20 protein-coding genes are annotated in these 22268 nt (G+C 40.3%); 11 read left to right on the top strand and 9 right to left on the bottom strand.

From position 1 onward, the window contains the following. Nucleotides 1-126 precede the first annotated feature (126 nt). Nucleotides 127-1209, top strand: a complete 1083-nt coding sequence (locus ACGE0T_RS17760; RefSeq protein ID WP_459187914.1) for a mannose-1-phosphate guanylyltransferase — start codon at nt 127-129, stop codon at nt 1207-1209. A gap of 50 nt (nt 1210-1259) precedes the next feature. On the opposite strand, the gene ACGE0T_RS17755 is transcribed toward ACGE0T_RS17760, so the two are convergent. The 5 genes from ACGE0T_RS17755 to aroQ form a co-directional block, all read right to left on the bottom strand. Further along, on the bottom strand, nt 1260-2486 hold the full coding sequence (locus ACGE0T_RS17755; RefSeq protein WP_459187913.1) for an FtsX-like permease family protein: 1227 nt from the start codon (nt 2484-2486) through the stop codon (nt 1260-1262). 11 nt (nt 2487-2497) lie between these two features. Beyond that, a complete protein-coding gene (gene rbfA / locus ACGE0T_RS17750) occupies nt 2498-2833 on the bottom strand; it encodes a 30S ribosome-binding factor RbfA (RefSeq protein WP_459187912.1) in 336 nt (111 codons plus the stop codon). Between the two features lie 12 nt (nt 2834-2845). Further along, nucleotides 2846-3472 carry an O-methyltransferase gene (locus ACGE0T_RS17745; RefSeq protein ID WP_459187911.1) on the bottom strand — a complete coding sequence of 209 codons (627 nt, stop codon included), beginning with the start codon at nt 3470-3472 and terminating at the stop codon, nt 2846-2848. An 8-nt stretch (nt 3473-3480) separates the two neighbouring features. Then, nucleotides 3481-4932, bottom strand: coding sequence for a pyruvate kinase (gene pyk / locus ACGE0T_RS17740; protein WP_459187910.1), 1452 nt, complete (start codon nt 4930-4932; stop codon nt 3481-3483). A 106-nt stretch (nt 4933-5038) separates the two neighbouring features. Then, nucleotides 5039-5464: a type II 3-dehydroquinate dehydratase gene (aroQ, locus tag ACGE0T_RS17735; protein WP_459187909.1), complete on the bottom strand. Its 426-nt coding sequence runs from the start codon at nt 5462-5464 to the stop codon at nt 5039-5041. Between the two features lie 104 nt (nt 5465-5568). On the opposite strand from aroQ, the gene xerD reads away from it, so the two are divergent. Further along, on the top strand, nt 5569-6465 hold the full coding sequence (xerD, locus tag ACGE0T_RS17730) for a site-specific tyrosine recombinase XerD (protein ID WP_459187908.1): 897 nt from the start codon (nt 5569-5571) through the stop codon (nt 6463-6465). Nucleotides 6466-6471: 6 nt separating this feature from the next. On the opposite strand, the gene ACGE0T_RS17725 is transcribed toward xerD, so the two are convergent. Together ACGE0T_RS17725 and hflX are read right to left on the bottom strand one after the other, a co-directional pair. Next, the gene (locus tag ACGE0T_RS17725; protein WP_459187907.1) at nt 6472-8460 is read right to left on the bottom strand and encodes a DUF4954 family protein; all 1989 of its coding nucleotides are present in this window, start codon (nt 8458-8460) and stop codon (nt 6472-6474) included. A 3-nt stretch (nt 8461-8463) separates the two neighbouring features. Then, on the bottom strand, nt 8464-9681 hold the full coding sequence (gene hflX / locus ACGE0T_RS17720; RefSeq protein ID WP_459187906.1) for a GTPase HflX: 1218 nt from the start codon (nt 9679-9681) through the stop codon (nt 8464-8466). A 72-nt stretch (nt 9682-9753) separates the two neighbouring features. Here hflX and ACGE0T_RS17715 point away from each other — a divergent pair, with 72 nt between their 5' ends. From ACGE0T_RS17715 to ACGE0T_RS17690, 6 genes are all read left to right on the top strand, one after another. Beyond that, on the top strand, nt 9754-11511 hold the full coding sequence (locus ACGE0T_RS17715; RefSeq protein ID WP_459187905.1) for a T9SS type A sorting domain-containing protein: 1758 nt from the start codon (nt 9754-9756) through the stop codon (nt 11509-11511). Nucleotides 11512-11601: 90 nt separating this feature from the next. After that, nucleotides 11602-11808, top strand: a complete 207-nt coding sequence (locus tag ACGE0T_RS17710) for a hypothetical protein (RefSeq protein WP_459187904.1) — start codon at nt 11602-11604, stop codon at nt 11806-11808. 425 nt (nt 11809-12233) lie between these two features. After that, complete coding sequence (locus ACGE0T_RS17705; RefSeq protein WP_459187903.1) at nt 12234-12917, top strand: DUF2975 domain-containing protein; 684 nt, start codon at nt 12234-12236, stop codon at nt 12915-12917. A 14-nt stretch (nt 12918-12931) separates the two neighbouring features. Continuing rightward, entirely contained in the window at nt 12932-14707 is a 1776-nt protein-coding gene (gene sppA, locus ACGE0T_RS17700; protein ID WP_459187902.1) for a signal peptide peptidase SppA, read from the top strand. 18 nt (nt 14708-14725) lie between these two features. After that, nucleotides 14726-15382, top strand: coding sequence for a DUF2975 domain-containing protein (locus ACGE0T_RS17695; RefSeq protein ID WP_459187901.1), 657 nt, complete (start codon nt 14726-14728; stop codon nt 15380-15382). A 19-nt stretch (nt 15383-15401) separates the two neighbouring features. After that, nucleotides 15402-15611 carry a helix-turn-helix domain-containing protein gene (locus ACGE0T_RS17690; protein WP_459187900.1) on the top strand — a complete coding sequence of 70 codons (210 nt, stop codon included), beginning with the start codon at nt 15402-15404 and terminating at the stop codon, nt 15609-15611. Nucleotides 15612-15954: 343 nt separating this feature from the next. On the opposite strand, the gene ACGE0T_RS17685 is transcribed toward ACGE0T_RS17690, so the two are convergent. After that, entirely contained in the window at nt 15955-17319 is a 1365-nt protein-coding gene (locus ACGE0T_RS17685; protein ID WP_459187899.1) for a TrpB-like pyridoxal phosphate-dependent enzyme, read from the bottom strand. Nucleotides 17320-17475: 156 nt separating this feature from the next. On the opposite strand from ACGE0T_RS17685, the gene ACGE0T_RS17680 reads away from it, so the two are divergent. The 3 genes from ACGE0T_RS17680 (at nt 17476) to rfbD (ending at nt 21615) form a co-directional block, all read left to right on the top strand. Then, nucleotides 17476-18699 carry a DcaP family trimeric outer membrane transporter gene (locus tag ACGE0T_RS17680; protein WP_459187898.1) on the top strand — a complete coding sequence of 408 codons (1224 nt, stop codon included), beginning with the start codon at nt 17476-17478 and terminating at the stop codon, nt 18697-18699. Nucleotides 18700-19507: 808 nt separating this feature from the next. Further along, nucleotides 19508-20731 carry a hypothetical protein gene (locus ACGE0T_RS17675; RefSeq protein ID WP_459187897.1) on the top strand — a complete coding sequence of 408 codons (1224 nt, stop codon included), beginning with the start codon at nt 19508-19510 and terminating at the stop codon, nt 20729-20731. Further along, the gene (gene rfbD, locus ACGE0T_RS17670; RefSeq protein WP_459190505.1) at nt 20728-21615 is read left to right on the top strand and encodes a dTDP-4-dehydrorhamnose reductase; all 888 of its coding nucleotides are present in this window, start codon (nt 20728-20730) and stop codon (nt 21613-21615) included. Before ACGE0T_RS17675 ends, rfbD begins: the two co-directional genes overlap by 4 nt. On the opposite strand, the gene ACGE0T_RS17665 is transcribed toward rfbD, so the two are convergent. After that, a complete protein-coding gene (locus ACGE0T_RS17665; RefSeq protein WP_459187896.1) occupies nt 21612-22160 on the bottom strand; it encodes a porin family protein in 549 nt (182 codons plus the stop codon). The two genes, rfbD and ACGE0T_RS17665, sit on opposite strands and share 4 nt — an antisense overlap. Nucleotides 22161-22268: the final 108 nt, after the last annotated feature.

The following is a 22268-nucleotide window of genomic DNA, read 5'->3' as shown; positions in this document are numbered from 1 at the left end:
CATTATTTTTTAATGTGCAAATATTAGCTGCTTTTTTTTCAATTTATATCATAGGGTGGAGGAAATGCCAGATTAATTCTATAACTTTGTAATAGTATAATTATTAAAAAAGAAGCCTGAATCATCATGAAAGATAATTATTGTGTTATCATGGGTGGAGGAATCGGTAGTCGTTTCTGGCCTTTTAGTAGAGAAAGTTATCCAAAACAATTCCTTGATTTCTTCGGAGCAGGTCGTTCGTTGTTGCAGATGACATTTGATCGTTTTGCAAAAATTATTCCTGTTGAGAATATTTATATTGTGACGAATGAGCTATACGCATCCTTAGTAAAAGAACAACTGCCAGAATTAAGTGAGAAACAGATTCTCTTGGAGCCAACACGTCGGAATACTGCACCTTGTATTGCTTATGCTGCTTATCATATAAAAGCATGTAACCCGAATGCAAATATTGTAGTAGCTCCTTCCGATCATCTTATTTTAAAAGAAGATGAGTTTGTAAGGGATGTAAAGAAGAGTTTGGATTTTGTAAGAGAGAATAAAGCGTTGGTTACTTTGGGGATCAAGCCGAGCCGTCCGGAAACGGGTTATGGCTATATTCAAAGTAGCGATATTATGTTGGGTGAATTTACAAAAGTAAAAACATTTACAGAAAAGCCGAATTTGGAATTAGCTAAGGTCTTTCAGGAAAGTGGTGAGTTCTTCTGGAATTCCGGACTATTCGTATGGAATGTAAATGCTATTCTGGATGCATTTGCAAAATTCTTACCCGATATTTCACAGCGTTTTGATTTAGGTAAGGATAAATTCAATACCCCGGAAGAACGTGATTTTATTGCCGAAAACTTTCAATACTGTCTGAATATCTCCATAGACTATGGTATTATGGAAAAAGCGGACAATGTATACATGCTGTGTGTTGATTTCGGTTGGGCAGACCTTGGAACATGGGGGTCACTATTTGATATTGCCAAAAAAGACGAAGAAAATAATGCAGTACTAAGAAATAATGAAGCATTGCTTTATGAAAGTTCCGGTAATGTAGTTGCATTGGATAACCCAAGACGTTTGGCTGTTATTCAGGGATTAAACGATTATATCGTTGCAGAGTCCGGAAATGTCCTGCTTATATGCAAAAAGGAAGATGAACAGCGAATCAAGCAATTTGTTGCAGACGTTCAGATTAAATACGGCAAAGAGTTCAATTAAGAAGTAAATAGTAGGTAGGGGGGCAAACGCTCCCCTATTTTTTGTATCTATTATTTATCAATCCATTTCTTTCCCAAATAATGTACCGGATACCAAGCTGCCAGGAATCCAATTCCGATAACAGTGACAAATATGGTTAGAATATCGCTGCCAACCAGACGGACCGGATAGGCGTCAATAACGAATGCTCCGGAAACTTCCCCTAACTTAAGTAATCCGAACTCCTGTTGTAAGAAGCAAAGTACCACACCAAGCAGAATACCGGTTAAAGCTCCGAAACCGGAAATCATCCAGCCCTCAAATAAAAATATCTGTCGGATAAGTTTATCATTAGCTCCCATATTGCGCAATGTAAGTACGTCATCTTTCTTTTCTATCATTAACATCGATAAAGAGCCGACCACATTAAATAGAGCAAGACCGAGGATAAAACACAATATCAGGAATGTCATCCATTTTTCTCCTTGCATCATTTTGTAGGAAGCATCCTGCTGTTCATACCTGTCCTTAACAACATATTCATTACCCAGTATGGATTTAATTTGCTCTTTAAGAGTCTGGATATTCGTATCTGGTGTCACACCCAATTCGATGGCTGTTACTTCATTGTTGTAATGGAATAGGGAACGTGCTAATGCGAGGGGTATCAGCATGACTTTATCATCGTACACTTGTTGGTTGGTTGCATATACTCCCCGTGTGAAAGCATATTCCAGATTAAAAGAAGTCGCAGGATTGGAAAGGTTGACTTTTTCATCCCTTTTAGGTACATATATTTCTAAAGGATCGGCAAAGTTGGCCCTTATTCCGAGGCGTGAAGCCAGTCCCACCCCCGGTATGGCATAATTGGCTACTTCGTCGTATAGAATAAAATCCCCATCAATCAGGATACTGTCGATATTTGTCAGATACCGGAATGTATCGTCGACCCCTTTGATTGTTGCAACATCCTGCCGGTCTTTGTAACGAACTAAGGCATTGTCTTCCAGTACTTCGCTGAAATAAGTGATTTCAGGTAGCTTTTTAACCTTTTGCAAAGAGGCTACCGAAGGGTCGAATACCTTACCGTGGCGCGGTGTTATTTTTAATACCGGGTCGAAATTGCTGAACATAGAAGCAACCAGGCTCTCAAATCCGTTGAATACAGACAAAGCACAGACCAATGCGGTTGTGGCAATCATTACCCCACAAACTGAAACCATCGAAATTATGTTGATGGCATTGTGGGATTTCTTTGAAAAAAGGTAACGCCTGGCTATATAAAACGGGAAGTTCAACGCTTCAGATTTTATTGTTTCAACAGATTGTCTATATTCTCGATATAATCCAGAGAGTCGTCGATAAAGAAACTCAATTCCGGAATTTTACGTAACTGCATACGAACACGTTGCCCTAAATCAAAGCGGATGGCTTTTGTATTGGCACGGATTGCCTCCAGCAATTCTCCTGATTTTTCAGAAGGGAAAATACTTAGATAGACACGTGCAACACTTAAATCTGCACTAACACGGACTACAGATACGGATATCAGTACACCCTGCATTGCTTTTGCTTCTTTCAGGAAGATATCACCCAGTTCTTTTTGAAGAAGACGTTCTATTTTGCTTAATCTTGTTCTTTCCATAATTTTCTAATTTTATTTTTTCCAAATCATTGTCAGACCGTCGCGCAAAGGTAAGATAACTTTTTCAATACGTGGGTCTTCCTTTATTTTATCATTAAAACTAAGGATACCGATTGTTTGTTTATCCGATGCGTGAGGTTTCTCCAGAACTTTTCCGTCCCATAACGTATTGTCGGCAAGAATCAACCCTCCCGGGCGAACCAATGGGAATACCATATCGAAATATTCAGAGTACAACCGTTTGTCTGCATCGATAAAGACCATATCAAATGTTTCATTCAGGGTTGGGATGATTTCAAGAGCATCCCCAAAATGTAATTTGATTTTGTTCTTATGTGGTGACTGGTTCAGGTATTTCTGTATAAAGTCCTCCATCTCGTCGTTAATTTCGAGGGTGTGGATTAAACCGTCTTCCTCCAGCCCTTCAGCCATGCAAAGGGTGGCATAAGCGGTGTATGTCCCTATTTCCAATATCCGGCGGGGACGAAGCATCCGGCAGAACATTTTCAGGATACGTCCTTGTAAATGCCCAGACAACATACGCGGACGAAGGAGATTTACGTGCGCATCCCTGTTAAGGGCTGCAAGTAAATCTCCTTCATCGTCGCTATGAGATAGGATATACTCCTCTAATGTCATGTATCAAATTAGTCTTTAAACGTCGGAAGCTGGTAATCTTTTCCTGCATCCAACACTTTTCCAACATTATTAATTTCAAGGAAACTTGTACCGCCTCCTTCACCAAAGCTTCCACTCAGGTAAGCAACCATATCGTTGCGTGTAATGCGGCCGCTCTTGATCAATTCGTTAAGAGCCTGATAGAAATAACCGCGACGGCTATGGTCGAAAGGTTGGTAAACGGCCCATACTCCGTAAGATAATGAGAGCATGCGGGTGGTACGGTGGTTATAGCAGATGGCAAACACGGTGGAGGTTCCACGGAAAGCCGCCAGATAACGGGCAGTGCGTCCTGTGTAACTATCTGTAATAATCGCTTTTACATGTAGTTTCGAAGAAGATTTTACAGCCTGTTTTGCTAAAAAAGAAGTTACATCCAGGTCATTGCCTTCAATAGGAACGCGGATATCATTAGCCGATAATTTTGTTTTTTCAGCTTCACGTGCAACTTTAGTCATTGTTTGTACTGCTTCGACCGGGTATTTTCCGTAAGCAGTTTCACCACTTAACATCAATGCGTCTGTACGGTAGTAGATTGCATTAGCTATATCTGTTACCTCGGCACGAGTCGGGCGTGGGTTGGAAATCATGGAGTGAAGCATCTGCGTTGCCACGATTACCGGCTTTTTCACTTCTACGCATTTACGTATCAGTGTGCGTTGGATGCCCGGGATTTTCTCGGCAGGAACTTCGATACCCAAATCACCACGTGCAATCATAACTCCATAAGCTACTTCCAGGATTTCGTCGATATTATCCACTCCTTCCTGATTTTCGATTTTTGCGATGATTTTTATAGGGCTTCCATATTCGTCCAGAATGCGTTGGATATCCATAACGTCTTGTTTACTGCGAACAAATGAATGTGCAATAAAATCAAGGTCGTTTTCAATCGCCCACACAATATTTTTGCGGTCTTTTTCTGTCAACGATGGTAAATTGATACGTACCCCTGGAACATTTACGCTTTTACGGCTGCCTAAAGTGGCGTCGTTTTCTACTTCGCAAACCAAATAATCATCTTTTTTATCGATAACTTTCAGTTCCAGGTCTCCATCGTCAATCAAGATATCACTGCCGACATTCAGGTCGTTTGCGAAATTCTTATACGATACATAAATGAAATCATGCGAAGTTTCTTTATCCGGATTACCTGCGATATTCACGATTTCTCCGGTTTTGAAAGGAATGGGAGCTTGGGATATCGTTGTGCGGACTTCCGGACCTTTTGTATCCATAAGGATAGCTATACGGTCGGATACGGCACGGACATTATTTACAACTTTAGCTAATCCTTCTTCTGCCATGTGGGCCGTATTAAGGCGGACAACATTCATTCCTGCTTTATATAATGCGTCGACAAATTCCACATCACAGCGCTGGTCAGAAACAGTAGCAACAATCTTCGTATGCTTTAACATATAACCTTTTTTATTCGTTGGAGATTAAATTCCGGTACTTATGCTTCACCGGCTTAGGTCCAACTTCTATTAAACATCTTTTTACCTATTATTCTTATTGTAATTTTTATTCTTCCGTAAGGAAAGATTCAAGAGCCAACCGGTAGGAATCGAGTCCGAAGCCCAGGATAACTCCCTTACAGGCTGCCGAAATCATGGAAACATGGCGGAAGGCTTCCCGTGCATGTACATTGGATATATGCACTTCAATGACTGGGGTCGTTACAGCTTTTATTGCATCATGTAATGCTATGGAGGTATGCGTATAAGCTCCGGCATTCATGATAATTCCATCATAATCAAAACCAACCTCATGTATCTTGTTAATCATTTCTCCTTCTATATTGCTTTGAAAGTAAGCAATTTCGCATTGGGGATATTTTGCACGCAAATTGCTTAAATAGTCTTCAAATGAAGCATTGCCGTATACTGTTGGCTCCCGTTTGCCTAACAGATTAAGATTTGGGCCGTTGATAATCTGAATTTTCTTCATTTTGCTGTAATTTGTTACCTTTGTAGTATCCATCCTTCAACGGATGAAAAATACCGTGCAAAGGTAATGATTTAATTTGACACATACATAATGACCAATCTATAATGCAACAGGGAAAAGATATAATTAACCGGTATAATACCTATCTCCGTTTGGAGAAAGCGCTTTCTGCCAATTCCATTGATGCCTACCTGACTGACCTGGACAAGTTAATCCGTTTTGTGGAAAGCGAAGGGCTGAAGTTTGATGAAGTATCTTATGAAAATCTTCAACAATTTGTCGCCCAGCTTCATGATGTTGGTATTCATCCGCGGTCGCAGGCAAGAATTATTTCAGGTATCAAATCGTTCTATCGTTTTCTTTTCCTGGATGGCTATATAACAGTTGATCCGACCGAATTGTTAGAAACTCCCAAGATTGGATTGAAACTTCCTGAAGTATTGAGTGTGAATGAAATAAATGATATATTGGACTCCATAGATCTTTCTGTTCCGGAAGGACATCGCAACCGGGCGATGCTGGAAGTTTTGTATAGTTGCGGTTTGCGTGTTTCAGAACTTATAAATCTTCGTTTTACGGATATTTATATTGACGAAGGATTTATAAAAGTAGAAGGGAAAGGTGGCAAACAAAGATTGGTCCCGATATCGGATATAGCTATACGGGAGATAAAGAATTATTTGTATGACCGTAATACGGTCGTAGTGAAAAAAGGATTTGAGGATGTCTTGTTTTTAAGTCGCCGGGGAACTTCATTATCGCGTATCATGGTGTTTCATATTATTAAGCAACAAGCTGAACTGGCAGGAATAACAAAGAATGTAAGCCCGCATACCTTCCGGCATTCTTTTGCGACCCATTTATTGGAGGGTGGAGCGAACCTTCGTGCCATCCAGGAAATGCTGGGGCACGAAAAGATTACTACCACTGAAATTTATACACATATAGACCGTCAGTTTTTGCGGAAAGAGATTTTGGAACATCATCCGCGAAATAAATAGGATAAATCAGATTAACGGCTGCATTCTTCCTATTAGTTCATCTCCTAAAGCTCGTTTTACAACAATATGTTCTTTAACGGCTGTGACGAACGGGTTGCTCTCGAAAATGCCTCGTACACCTTCAAAGTCTTCCTGTTTTTCTTTGGTGGAACCATCTACTCCGAAACCGGTCATGGAAATGAGGGAGAACTCCTTGCGGGCGTCTTTGTATAAACGCTCATCCAGCCCGATAACGGAATCTTTCCAGCAGCATACGATATTAATGATTTGTTGTGCGGAAACACTGCCCAGGTCTATCTGGTAATATTCCTGTATCTGATTGTAAGCCCATGTCCATTCCATTTCATAATAACGTTTATGCATGGAGGTGAAAAAATCTTCGATGACATCCAGCGAATGAATATTACCGTTTTCTATTTCTTCGATTAAACAATCCAGTTCAACTTTTGGTAAAAAGAGTCCGGATAAATCCAGCCATTCACCGAGTCCTTGCTGGCAAGTAGGTTTTAACTGTTCCCAGACTTCTTCTATTGATTTAAAGGCTGTGCCTTCCAGTCGTTTGATCAGGGAATTACCCAGAAACTTATTGATCGCCATCTTGTACAGTTCAAGAGCTGTACGTAGAGAGGCCCCTTTGATGCGGGTGTTTTGGTAGTAATAGATTTCGGATGTTTCTCCGACCAGGCTTTGGAGATTTCTCAATATTTCCGAGGCCTTAAGCATTTTCTGGATGGTATACGGACTGAGAAGATTATAATTAATCATATCCAGGCGGACCGGGTCTTTCCGTTTGTCACGTTTGGGCCATTTTTGGGCATCACGGATAGTTCCTACGCTCCGGAGGTTTACACCTGGAACCAGATAGGTCTCGTCATCATTTTCAATCAGATAAGAGAAAGGCATATCTGTTGTGTCGCTATGGTGGTGATGGCGTCCCATAACCAGTGAAAAAGCTCCGACGCGGGCAGGCCATAAAATATAAGAATCACTGGTGGTTTTGGAACCACGCTCCACAATTCCCTGGTGAATAGGCCCTAATTTATACATATGGTTACTCTGGTTGGAGCCACTGCCTGCATTCAGAAATGAATACATGCCGGCAATCAGCAAGCTGCTTTTATGCATGGACACTGTAAACGGACCGGCAAAAATAGCACATGCTTCACCGTTTTCAAATGCACAATTACTGAATAGCAAAGAATCGTGTGCAGAGAAGTTATGTGTTATGTGGCAAGCTTGTCCGATAAAACAACGGATAATTTTTGCGGCATCGGCAACAACCGCACCGGAAGATATGATGAAATCCTGGGCAATTACACTGTCGCCAATATAAACAGGGGCCGTTTCATTACTGTTGATGGTTCCGTTATAAAGCCGGGTACTGTTCTCTATGGTCGTATAATCGCCAATAGCAACATTACGTATTGTACCGGTATTAATAATCCGCACTTGTTTGCCTATTTTCCCACGATCTGAACTGATGCTTTTTGAATAATCGGCTATCAGTTCCTGTAAACGTCCAATCAATAAGGGACGGTGGCGGTAAAGAGCTATGACATAGGCTAAAGATGCCGATAATGCGTTATAGATAGGGACTTCACGTCCTCCGGTTTCATTCAATACGGAAACAGGAATATTGTTTCCGAAAGAACTTTCTCCTTCGACAAACATGACATTGATATTCAGAATAACACATTCGTCACCGATTTCATAATTGGCAATGTAATTATGTACATCTTCTATCAGGACATTGTTCCCTATCGTACAGTTATGGAGGGAGGCATTGCGGATTCCGCTGTGTTTTCTAACTCCTCCGGCAAATGTTATTTCTTTTTCAAAATAGCCTAATACAATATCTCCGGAGAAACGGGTATTACTTACAAATTCGGGTCTAAAGGGAACTGCAACTGTTATGTTCTCCCAATTTTCGGCACTACAGCCATTTGATTGCAACCGGACGATTTCATCCGGTTGTAATTTTCTTGTTTTGTCCATAATTTATTGTTCTTCTTCATCGTATTGCTGGAAGAGGAAATCGTTATAGGGAAAACGGGTGATGTGGATTTGTTTTACCCGTTCATACAATAAAGATTTCAGTGCATCTATATTTGTCCGTTCTTTCGCAGAGACAAATATGCAATTATCTTGTAATTTCCCCATCCAAGTTCGTTTTAATTCATCGAGGTCTATATTTTCTCTGGTACGAGGTGTCAAATCATCTTCATCTTTTTGTACAAAAGTGAAGGCATCGATTTTATTGAACACCATAATCATCGGTTTTTCCGAATTATCTATTTCTGCTAAAGTCTTATTTACTACTTCAATCTGTTCTTCAAAGGTCGGATGGGAAATATCTACTACATGAACCAGTAAATCGGCTTCCCGTACTTCATCCAGGGTTGATTTAAATGATTCGACCAATTCCGTAGGCAATTTACGGATGAAACCTACTGTATCAGACAAAAGGAACGGGAGGTTTTCCACAATCACTTTGCGAACAGTTGTATCTAATGTGGCAAATAGCTTGTTTTCTGCAAAAACTTCACTTTTGCTTAGCTGGTTCATTAGCGTAGACTTGCCGACATTTGTGTAACCGACCAATGCCACGCGTACCATTTTCCCCCTGTTTTTGCGTTGTACGCTTTTCTGTTTGTCTATTTCAACCAGATCCCGTTTCAACTTTGAAATCTTGTCCAGGATAATACGTTTATCCGTTTCAAGCTGGGTTTCACCCGGACCACGCATTCCTACACCACCACGCTGGCGTTCCAGGTGTGTCCACAACCGGGTCAGGCGGGGTAACATATATTTATATTGGGCAAGCTCGACCTGTGTCTTGGCATGAGCAGTTTGGGCACGGCGGGCAAATATATCGAGAATGAGGTTGGTACGGTCCAATATTTTGACCTGTAATTCCTTTTCTATATTACGTAATTGCTTGGCAGAAAGTTCGTCATCGAATATAACCAGACCGATTTCATTTTCTACCACATATTCTTTGATTTCCTGTAATTTACCGCTGCCTACAAAAGTTGTGGTGTTTGGGTAGTCCATTTTTTGTGTAAAACGCTTGACTGCATCCACACCGGCTGTATCAGCAAGGAATGCCAGTTCATCCAGATATTCCTTTACTTTTTGCTCGTTTTGTTCGGCAGTGACCAGACCGACTAAAACAGCCTTTTCTGTCTGTGCTTCAGATATGATAAATTCTTTCATACGGCAAAGATAATCATTTCGGTTATTTCTTTATATTTGTAAGCAAATTAACAAACCAAAATTGTATTAACTATGAAAAAGAGAATGTTACAATGCTACCTGTTTAGTGTACTGCTTAGTCTTTCTTTCGCATTTCAATCTGTTAAAGCTCAACTTTCCGATCCTGCCGGGTGGCGTGAATTTGTGAATAGTAATGAAAATGTACTTATATCGGATACATTCCGTTTACAGACATTCGGTGATTCAAAGGGGGATAACTGGAATTACCAGACTCAGGGTTCTGTTAAAATTATGGACGTGTCTTCTGTCGATATAGATAATCTTGGCGGTAAAATGGGATTAAGGATTTCTCCGGGAGCCAGTTTGCTCTTTTCAAAATATGACCGGACTCATTCGGATGTGTCTGTAAGTCTTTATTATGGAGGGAATTACTTAAACCGTTCGGATTTGCTGGATATAACGATTTATTATGAGGAAGGGGAGAAAATCAATAATCTTTTCCGTCCGTCAAAAGATAATGCTTTCTGTCAGTATTCATCGGTTCTGATAAGAAATAATCCGGTTGCATTTACGGTAAATGCAGCATTTTCAGATAATACAAAGGGGTATTATTGTGTGAAGTATGCGCTGGCGTCGGGTAAAATTCAGCAATATACCTTATTTGAAGGCAGAGGGAACTGGCAGGATACACTTCGTTGGTCTCATCTTCCGGCTTTGAGGAATAGGTGTGCGTTGGTTCAGGGTAATATGGTATTATCTTCTGAAATTTATTGTAAACAGGTTTGTATGGGTGGAGCGACTATGCACATTACCCGGGACGGCTGTCTGAGTACGGAAGAGCTGCAGTTGTATAATACGGAGCTGGTATCTCAAGGCCGGATGAAGATAAATGGACGTATTAAGCTACAGAAAAAGCTGGAAGAAACCGGGAAATGGTATTTTGTCTCATTCCCTTTTAATGTATATCCGGACAATGTGGGAGAAGGCCTTGAGCAGAAAGATGGGATACCCAATGCCGGTGGAAATTTCTTTTATGTCCAGCGATATGATGGGGAAAGAAGGGCGAATAGTAACCTGGCTTCCGGTAATTGGGAGGTCCTGCCTGTTATAACTTCTCAGGAAACCCCGTTGTTTGAAAAGAATAAAGGATATTTAATAGCTTTGGATGAGAAAGCGGATAGCAAGATTCTTACTGTTTTTTCCGAACCGGGTGAAATTCCGGATGATTTTGCAAAGAATGGTATTATTCCGGTGGATGTCCCGGTTTCTACAGGAGAAGCCAAACCGGAAAATTACGGTTGGTATCTTTGTGGAAATCCTTTTCCGGCCCCTCTGTCTCTTTCCCGGATACGGAATAATCCGGCTTTGGATGGTTATGTATATGTGTATGAGGGGAATCAGTATAAGGCATATCCGGTAGGGAGTAATTACGCTCTTCCCTCTTTTGCTGCGTTTTTTGTAAAAGCATCTGCCGGGACTCAATTAGAGGTGATTAATCTTGATACATCTGATGAAAATGTTTTGTTACAATTGGCTTCTCCGCTAAGCTCGATGAAGATGGAACCGCTTTCAGTTATGAATACTTCTGCTTCGGAAGAGATGAAGGAAAGTGAAGTGTCGAGTTTCGTCAGAGATAATACTGTTTATATAAACCGGGGTAAAGGGAATGGTTATGTCCGTTTATTTAATCTTGCCGGAAGCTGTCTGTTTACACAAGCAATAGGGGAAGGAAGCCAGTCTGTGCCATTAACTTGCCCCTCCGGTATCTATATTGTCGAGGTTGTATCAGGAGAATATAATGCACGATATAAAACTGTAATATCCAGATAAAAAATGATTTACTAACATTCCTTATAAGTTTTGAGCAGGAAGGTATACAATATTTTTCCTAAGTTTGCGCCCCGTTTAAATGTTAAAAGCATGAAAAGAATTAATATTACTACAGTAGTCTTATTGATTTATCTAGTCGTTATATCCATAATCGGCTGGCCGGGTAAATATGTCCAGCCGGATTATGTGAAATATTTTTGTACGATAGGTATTACTCTTGTTATTATTTTCTTTTTGCGTTTTATACAGATAAAACGTTTTAAGATGCGTGAAAAGGCTAAAAAAGAAAAAGAGTAAAGAAGATTGAGGCTATCCGTAAATCTGTATAAGAAAAAAGAATCTCCGCATCTGCTATTGTTCCAAAAACAGAGGTTTTAGTGTTAATACCTTTCTTATGTTTTTTTCAAACCATAGTTATGATTTTCCAAAACCATAGTTATGATTTGGGAAAAACATAACTATGAGGCTATCGTACACACAAATCTAAATCCACTTCCGGGAATTATTTATTTTTCATGAACAAAGCTATATTTCTACAAAAGAGGTAGGACTTTTGTATAGAAGAAAAGCAGGTCTTTTAGAGCTAATGATGACTTTCATTTATGTATTTCATAAAAAATATATCGTTTTTCGATAAAAACATTTGGAGATATAAAATATAATATATTCTTTTGCATATCGAAAAACGATAAATAATATCTGCAAAACAAAATAACAACTCTATGAAGACAAGATTAAATATACTGACATATCTGATACTTCTGGCTTTCGGATTACAAATGGGATATTCGCTTTTCTATTCCTGGAGTGATATCTCTTCTTCTTTCCGGAGAGGATATGAAAAAGCAGACAGATTTTCGGAGAAAAGATTTGAATCCGGTAAAAAACAGAACAAGGATGAATCTCTGAACAGCCATTGGCTGACTTTGCGGAAGAACGAAGCAGGTCCGGCTCTTATCGATTCAGTATATAATGCAAAGACCGGTAAATATGCTCCGGCTAGCATAACGGGTGTATTGGTTGAAATACCGGAGGAAGGAACTACCGGTTATTCTATATTGATATGCATGCTTGGAATGTTTTTGCTTCCAACGATAATTGTTTTGGTGATTCTGTTTCTCAAATTGATAAATTCGGTTAAATCAGCCGCAATATTTACGTATGCAAATATTTGGCGTTTGAGAGGAATGGGAATTTGTCTGCTTATTTTGGGAGCTGTATCTGTATTGGGAAATTATGCAGGGTGGCTTACTGCTACTTCTTTAATAGATATTCCGGGATACCGGATAACATCTCAGGATATTATTGAATTTTCTTGGTTTATCAATGCGGCGGTTTTGTTTCTTGCTGCTGAGATTTTCGCCATGGGATTAAGAATGAAAGAAGAACAGGAATTAACAATATAAATACATAAAATAGTATGAAACAGTTTTTTAAAACAGTATTTGCCTCCACTTTCGGAGTGCTGATAGCAGTGGGTATTCTGGGACTTTGTTCCTTTTTCATGATTGTAGGCATTGCTGCCAGTGCCGGAGGTTCGTCAGAGTATGTACCGGAAAAGAATGCAGTCTTTAAACTGTCTTTATCAGGTATATTGGTGGAACAGGCAGTTAAAAATCCATTTTCCGAACTGATGGGTGAGAGTAGTAGCCAAGTCGCTGTTCAGGATGTGATTAAGGCAATTCGTCGTGCTAAAACAAATGAAAATATAAAAGGAATCTATATGGAAGCCGGTTCCTTATCTGGGGGCTTTGCCAGTTTGGAGGCTATCCGTCGTGAATTGCAGGATTTTAAAGAAAGCGGAAAGTTTATAGTTTCTTATGGAGATTCTTATACACAAGGAAGCTACTACCTATGCAGTGTTGCCGATTCCGTTTTTCTGAATCCGCAAGGAAGTGTATCGCTTGTTGGTCTTGCTTCACAGGGCATATTTTATACAGGCCTTGCCGAAAAAATCGGGGTGGAACATTATATCTTTAAGGTAGGAACTTATAAAAGCGCAGTAGAACCGTATTTCCTGAAAAAGTTTAGTGATGCTAACCGTGAGCAGCTAACAGCTTTATTAGGTAGCGTGTGGGGTAATATTACTTCTGCTATTGAGGGTAGTCGCGCTATTTCTTCCGATGAATTGAATCGTTATATGAATGAAGGCTTGGCAATGGGACAGGCTTCTAATGCTATCGACAGTAAACTGGCCGACGGGCTCCGTTATCGTTATGAAGTGGAAAATACGGTAAAAGAAATGGCAGGGCAGGATGCTGATGGCAAGTTGAAAACTGCGGATGTGGATAAAGTAGCTTCCATTAAAGTAAAAGAAAAAGAGAATAAGGATAAGATTACAGTTTTGTATGCGGAAGGTGAAATCAGAGAGGATGAATCTTCTTCTCCTTTCGGTGCGGATGAGCAGGTTATTTCAGAGGAAATGGCAAAAAAACTGCGTAAGTTGAAAGATGACGATAACGTGAAAGCTGTTGTATTCCGTGTAAACTCTCCGGGTGGCAGTGCTTATCTTTCTGAACAAATATGGAAAGAGGTTGTAGAGTTGAAGGCAAAGAAGCCAATTGTAGTGTCTATGGGAAATTATGCGGCTTCCGGTGGATATTATATTTCCTGTGCTGCAAATAAGATTGTTGCAGAACGTACGACCCTGACCGGTTCAATCGGTGTATTTGGTGTATTTCGTAATTTTACCGGAACCTTTGAGAAATTGGGTGTGACAACAGATATTGTAAAAACAAATACGTTTGCCGATTTAGGCGATATAAGCCGTCCGATGCGTGAAGATGAAAAGGCATTGATACAGCGTAGCATAGAGCAAACTTATGATTTGTTCCTGACGCGTTGTGCCGATGGCCGTGGCATGACAAAAGCGAAGATCGATTCTATCGGGCAAGGACGTGTATGGACAGGCGAACAGGCTTTGGAAAGAGGTTTGGTTGACCAGTTGGGAGGTATGGATGTGGCAATTAAGGAAGCTGCGACTTTAGCGAATTTAACGGATTATTCCGTAACGGTTGCTGATGGTCCGAAAGATTTCTTTACTAAGTTCCTTGAAAAGAAAATGGACGGAGTAAAAGTATCCATGGTAAAATCGGTGTTGGGCGAGGAACAGTTCAAGTTGTTCTCTACTATCCGGCAGGCAGAAACCGAATCTGGTATCATTGCTCGTATGCCGTTTACTATTAGTGGATTATAAGCATTAATAATTCATGCGATGAAGAAACAATTGAATATAATCTGTATACTGGTATTCCTTAGCTTGGGCTTTTCTTTGCTTCCCCATATTTATGCAATGGGCACAGGTTTTGTCGCTGGTTTTAAAGAAGGTTGGAATGAAACAAGGGTATTGAAAAGAGGCCTGTCGGAAACAACTCATAGAAGTCCTGTAGAATTGTTTTTAATGCCTGATTTTGGTGGTAATGTAATTCAGTTGGAGAATCTTAAAACAGGAAAGATGCTGGATGTGCAGATGGTCAGTGCTATCGTATGGACGGACCAGAATGCACAAGGTATTCCGAGTTTTATATTTGCTATTCTGGAGTTTATTTATATTGTTACCATTGTCTGGGCCGTCATCAGTTTTTATAAATTGATAAACACGATCAACCACCAGATTATATTCGATTGGATTAATGTCCGCCGGTTAAATAAATTGGGAATACTATTGTTGATTTCTGCTGTCATAGTAATAATAATCAATTTGTTGAATTATTATTCGGTGGCAGAAGATATTGCCCTGGATGGCCATTCAATGAATTTCTTTGAAGTGTTTAACACGATTAATTTGATATTGGGCTTGATAGCACTTTTGGTAGGCCGTATATTCGCTATGGGTATTCGCTTGCGTGAGGAACAGGAGTTGACTATCTAAAAAAAGGAATAAAAAAGATATGGCTATAATTGTAAATTTGGATGTGATGATGGCGAAACGGAAAATCTCGCTGGGAGAACTGGCGGAACGTATCGACATTACACCAGCGAACCTGTCTATTTTAAAGACAGGGAAAGCGAAAGCCATACGCTTCTCCACCCTCGAAGCAATTTGTAAGGAGCTGGATTGCCAACCGGGGGATATATTAGAGTTTAAAGACGGAGATTAAGATTATCAGGCATATAAATAGTCTGATGGCTTACAATTTGTAAGTGGGTGTGTGGCGTTATTGTTGTAAAAATATTTTCGTAGTGTTAAATATGATGTATTTTGTGACTATTTGTAATGATAGTGTTGCTTAATGTGGATAAAACGACTACTTTTGCGCGACATTTTGAAATGAGCAACTCTCATAATACTTTTTTATAATATTTCATAGACACATAGAAAAGGCACGAATAACAAAAGACGTGAGTCCCTGTTATTAGTGCCTTTCTTCTTTTTACTTACAAATTGACAGTTATTCTGTGGAATTACAGGAATAACTGTCTTGTTTCTATTGTATCCTCAAGTTATTTGATGATTTTTTCCAGTTCGGATAAATTCTTTGCAACATCTTCATCCGTCAACTCGTAGTTCGTTAAGTCTCCCGACAGATACTGGTCGTAAGCAGCCATATCTATCAATCCGTGTCCGGACAGGTTAAATAAGATTGTACGAGGTGTTCCTTCTATTTTAGCTTGTTCAGCCTCACGGATGGCAGCAGCAATAGCATGTGCGGACTCTGGCGCAGGGATAATGCCTTCGCTTTGCGCAAATAAAGTTGCGGCCTTAAAAGTGTCGAGCTGTTTGATGTCCACTGCTTCCATCAATTGGTCTTTCATCAACTGGCTGACGATTGAGCCTGCACCATGATAACGTAGGCCACCTGCATGGATATTGGCAGGTGCGAAGTTATGTCCTAATGTAAACATCGGGATCAATGGTGTATAACCGGCTTCATCACCGAAGTCATATTGGAATTGTCCGCGCGTCAGTTTGGGGCAGGAAGCCGGTTCGGCAGCAACGATACGGACATTCTTGCCTTCTGTCAGTTTATGACGGATGAAAGGGAATGAGATTCCGGAGAAATTGGAACCGCCACCAAAGCAACCGATTACTACATCCGGATATTCTCCGGCCATTTCCATCTGTTTTTCTGCTTCCAGTCCGATTACTGTTTGGTGCAACATAACATGGTTCAATACGCTGCCTAATGTATATTTACAGTTAGGTGTCTGCATTGCCAATTCTACAGCTTCGGAAATGGCAGTTCCCAGACTGCCCTGGTAATTCGGATGGTCTGTCAGGATTTTACGCCCTGCTTTGGTACTCATACTTGGAGAAGCAACGACTTGTGCCCCGAATGTTTGCATGATAGAGCGGCGGTAGGGTTTTTGATGATAGCTGACTTTTACCATATAAACGGCCAGTTCCAATCCGAAAGCTTTCGCAGCATAGGATAAAGCGGCACCCCATTGGCCCGCCCCTGTTTCCGTTGTAATATTCGTTACCCCTTCCTGTTTGCAGTAATAAGCCTGTGCAAGGGCGGAATTAAGTTTGTGGGAACCGATAGGGCTTACACTTTCATTCTTGAAGTAGATATGTGCAGGCGTATCCAATGCTTTTTCGAGTCCGGTTGCACGTACCAGGGGAGTAGGACGCCATACCTTATATAATTCACGAACTTCTTCCGGGATTTCAATCCAGGCGTCGGTCGTATTCATTTCCTGATGAGAAACTGCTTTTGAAAATAAAGGATACAAATCTTCCTCTTTGAGGGGCTGCTTGGTCTGCGGGTTCAAAATAGGAAGAGGTTTGTTGGTCATATCGGCAACAACATTATACCATGCCGTGGGGATGTCCTTCTCCTGCAATAAGAATTTTTTAGTACTCATGATTTATATCTGTAGTTTACAAAATTAATCTTTTTAATGATTAAGGCTTACAACCTGGAAGCAAAGGAACAAATAATATTTCTTTCTTCAAATGGAATAGGTGAAAATATATACCTTTGCCACCTCAAATACGGGAAATCGATAATTAATGATAAAATGAAAAAACTATTGGCATTTCTGATTGCATTTTGGGCTATATCAGAAGTTTCGGCACAGAAAAAGAACTTTACTTACAAGTTTTACGGGTTCATAAGAGGGGATTTATTTTATAATACACGTGCGAATATGGCACCTGTCGACGGGAATTTTTATTTATATCCGTTAGATAAGAAGCCGGATGCAGACGGTAAAGATTTGAATGCGGGTCCTAATGGCAGTTTTTATACGTTTACTACCCGGCTCGGCTTGGATTTGACAGGTCCCAATATAGGTACGGCACGCACTTCTGCTAAAGTAGAAACAGATTTCGGGGGCTTTTCCGCAAGTACTACAATGTTGCGTATCCGGCAGGCTTATGTGGCACTCGATTGGGATAAAAGTAATCTGTTGATAGGGCAAACCTGGCACCCTTTGTTCGGTTCTGTAATGCCGGATATTTTGAATCTTTCTACTGGTGCGCCTTTCCAGCCATTCAATCGCAGCCCGCAAATCCGTTACCAGTATAAAACAGGCAAAGTTAAGCTGACAGCATCCGCACTTTGGCAATTACAATATTTATCGAGTGGCCCGAAAGGCATGAGCGAGGAGTATATTAAAAATAGTTGTGTGCCTGAATTTTATATAGGAGCTGATTATACATCTTCCAATGGTTGGTTGGCTGGTGCCGGGATTCATCTGATTTCATTGAAACCTCGTACTTCTTCCGAATGGAATGGCCAGGAATATAAGGTGAATGAGCGTATGACTACCACTTCTTATGAAGTCCATTTTAAATATACCGGACGAAACTATGCTTTTGCCGCAAAAAGCCTGATGGCTTCCTGCCTTGACCAGACCGCATTGATAGGCGGTTATGGAATCAGTGCCATTCATCCGGAAAATGGGGAACAGGAATATACCCCATACCGCCATTCTACAACCTGGGTTAATTTTACATACGGAACAAAATGGAAAGCACATCTTTTTGCTGGGTATACTAAAAATATGGGAACGACAAAAGCTTTGGTTTCCACGACGAAATATGGCATGGGATTGGATATAGATCAATTGCTTTCCGTGAATGTCGCATTTTCTTATAATTTGCCACACTGGCAATTTGGTATGGAATATAATCCGGCTACGGCCTGGTATGGTTCGACCAATATGGAAAATGGGAAGGTTACCGATACACATGCTGTAACCAATCACCGTATTCTTGCCTTGGTAATGTATTATTTTTGATGGATTTTATGCACAGGAAAGTTATTGACCGTTCTACCTGAGAAGGTGGGGCGGTTTTGTTGTTTTAAGCCCCTTTTTAGTGTGTCAAAATGTTTGTGTTTTGTTTGAATTAGCGGTATTTTGACAGAATAAAACCTTTTTTGTTGACGTGTTAGATGCGGATGAATGGTTTTTTAGGGAAAACCGGGCTTTTTTTCAGGCAAAAAGGGACTATTTTCGCACTATCCGGTACCTTTTTTCATTTACTCTGGGGGTATTTTCAATTAGTACCGCTACTAATTCCAACTACTTGCGGACCAAAATACAGTAATCCGCGCGGATAAAACACCTATATTTCGATTTCAAAACATATATGTTTCGATTTTAAAGCATATATGTCCTGTTTTTAGATGTTATTGGGCATGGATGCGGCTCTGGAATGATTGAAAAACCGAACCTGATGCAGATGTTAAATAGTTTATTATATTCTGAAAAACGTAACTATATGATTTGACGCGGATGACGCAGATAAACGCGGATTAAGAAATATAATACCTGTATTAATCTGTGTTTATCCGCGTCATCCGCGTCAAAAAATAATATCCGCGTCCTATCATTTCGTAATTATAAATCCATCAGTGTAAACAAACCGGTAAACCTTAACTTTGCGAGAGTGGCGTATTTGCAACGCTTCCCGTACCTGCCTTCATATAATCCGCGTATGCATGGGGTGTTTTGTCATTTTGATAGTTGGGTCTCTATTCTGATTAGTAATGGCCGATTAATCAATTTCATGATAAATTGTTACCTTTGCGCAAAATTTAAATAGATGAGACGATTAACTGTACTGTTGTGTTTTTTCCTGTGCACATTGTTGAGTGCTGTTTATGCACAAAAAAAGAAATTTTCTTATAAGTTTTATGGGCAGGTCCGGGGAGATTTGTTTTATAATTCCCGTTCTAACGCTGAAATAGTAGATGGATTATTTCATCTTTATCCGAAAGATATTGCTCCGGATGCTGATGGTAAAGATTTGAATGCACGTCCGGACGGGAGTTTTTATCTGTTATATTCCCGTTTAGGATTGGATGTCAGCGGACCGAATATCGGTAAAGCAAAGAGTTCTGCGAAAATAGAATTGGATTTTCGTGGTTCCGGAAGTAATTTTGCTCTATTTCGTATCCGCCATGCTTATGTAAATCTGGATTGGGGAAAATCTGCCGTATTGATAGGGCAGACTTGGCACCCTTTATTCGGGGATGTTTATCCGCAAATGTTGAATTTGTCTACCGGAGCTCCATTCAATCTGTTTAACAGAAGTCCGATGCTTCGTTACCGTTATACGAACAGTGGTTGGCAATTGACTGCTGCAGCCATCTGGCAGTTGCAATATTTATCTGCGGGCCCTAATGGGAAGAGTGAGGAATATATAAAGAATAGTTGTATCCCTGAATTTTTTGTAGGAGCGGATTATAAAGGGAATAATTGGGTTGCCGGTGCCGGAATGGAAGTTCTTTCATTAAAACCGCGTACGCAGTCGACGGTGGGACAGAGTGTTTATAAAGTAAATGAACGGATTACTTCTCTTTCGTTTGAGGCTCATGCAAAATATACGAACAATGACTGGATGGTTTCTGCCAAAACAATGCTTGCTTCTAACCTGACACAAGGGTGTATGTTGGGAGGATATGGGGTTACTGCCATCGATGCCCGTACCGGGGAGCAGGAATATACTCCTTTCCGTCACTCTACCACTTGGATAAATGTTGTGTATGGAAAGAAATGGCAACCGGGCTTATTTGTCGGTTATTTGAAAAATTTGGGAACAAGCAAAGCGCTGGCCGGTTCAACTTATGGGGTTGGTTTGGATGTGGATCAGGTGTTTACAACGAATGTTCAACTGTCTTATTGTTTGCCTCACTGGAAGATTGGAATGGAATATAGCCCTTCCGTTGCCTGGTATGGTGATATGAATAAAGGCAATGGGAAAATTGTAAATACCCATTCTGTAACGAACCACCGTATATTAGGGGTTGTAATGTATATGTTCTGATGAAAGTTCTGATAATAGGAGCAAATGGTTTTGTTGGCAGGCGGATATTGAATACATTATCCGGAAAGGATGGATATATGGTGACAGCTTGTTCTTTTCATCCGGATATTTGTCCGGATGAAAGTTATCAGTATATACAGGCAGATATAAATGACTATCCGGCAATTAAAAAGCTGTTTGATATAGTTTCTCCGGAGGTTGTTATTAACTGTTCCGCTCTCTCTGTTCCTGATTATTGCGAAAAACATCCGGATGAAGCCGATGCCATAAATATGAAGGCGGTAGCGCATTTGGCATGTTGCTGTGAAAAAGCCGGTAGCCGCTTTATCCATTTATCTACGGATTTTGTGTTTGACGGTAAAGAAGATAAACTTTATACGGAGACCGATATTCCGGCTCCGGTTAACTATTACGGAGTCTCCAAATATAAAGGGGAGTTGGCGGTTGCAAGGGAATGTGGCAATTATGCAATAGTCCGTGTAGTCGTTGTTTATGGCAAATCCTTGCCTGGACAACATGGCAACATTCTCCAATTGGTAAAAAGCCGTTTGGAAGCCGGACAGGAAATACGCGTAGTATCCGACCAATACCGTACTCCGACTTATGTAGGCGATGTGGCCGATGGAGTGGAACGCTTGATACACCATAACGCCAGTGGCATCTGGCATATCTGTGGAAAAGAATATGTTTCGATAGCAGATATGGCTTACCGGGTGGCTGATTATTTCAATTTAGACCGTTCTTTAATACATCCCGTTTCTACTAAAGAAATGAATGAAACCACTCTGCGCCCCCAGTATAGCGGGCTAAGTATAGAAAAGGCGCAGAATGAATTAGGCTATTCTCCCCATAGCCTGACAGAAGGTATGAGGAATATGGCTTAGAATCTCCAGCCGAGATTGATTTGCACAACGCTGTTTTTATAGTTTTCTCCGAAAATATTCTTATAGTCTTTGGTGAAAGTATTCGTTAAGCCGATGTTGTAGTTTGCTGAAATCATCATGCCCCATGCAAATTGATAACCAACACCTAACCCTAATGAAAAATCAAAAGTCTTTGCATAATCTTTAAAGGAGAAAGTATTCAGTTTGCTTCTTACGTTAAATCCGAACTGAGGGCCGGCAAATATATATAAACCGTTATATACATAGCCTTTGGCATAGATTGGAATATTGATGTAGTCACTGTAGAAGTAGTTGCCTACGTCCCCTTTGTTTCCCTGCATGGAATAGTATACTCCCGGTTCAATCGCAAAATGTTTAGTCAGCATAAGTTCCCCAGCCAATCCAATGTTAACACCCGGTTTTATGCTTGCTCCGCTATTTGTCATATTAGACAGATTTAAACCGATTTTAGGAATAAAATGAAATTCCTGAGCGCTAACCTGGAGCGTTACGAACATACACAATAAAAAAAGAATCTTTTTCATATTTGTTTCATTGATTACTGATTCCTGTTTAACAGTAAAAATTAAAATAATGTTGCAAATAAACAGTAAATTAAATGAATGTACAATATTTATTCGCACAATGTTTCG

This window comes from Parabacteroides sp. APC149_11_2_Y6 (assembly GCF_054506995.1).
This window is presented reverse-complemented; position numbering and strand designations above follow the sequence as displayed.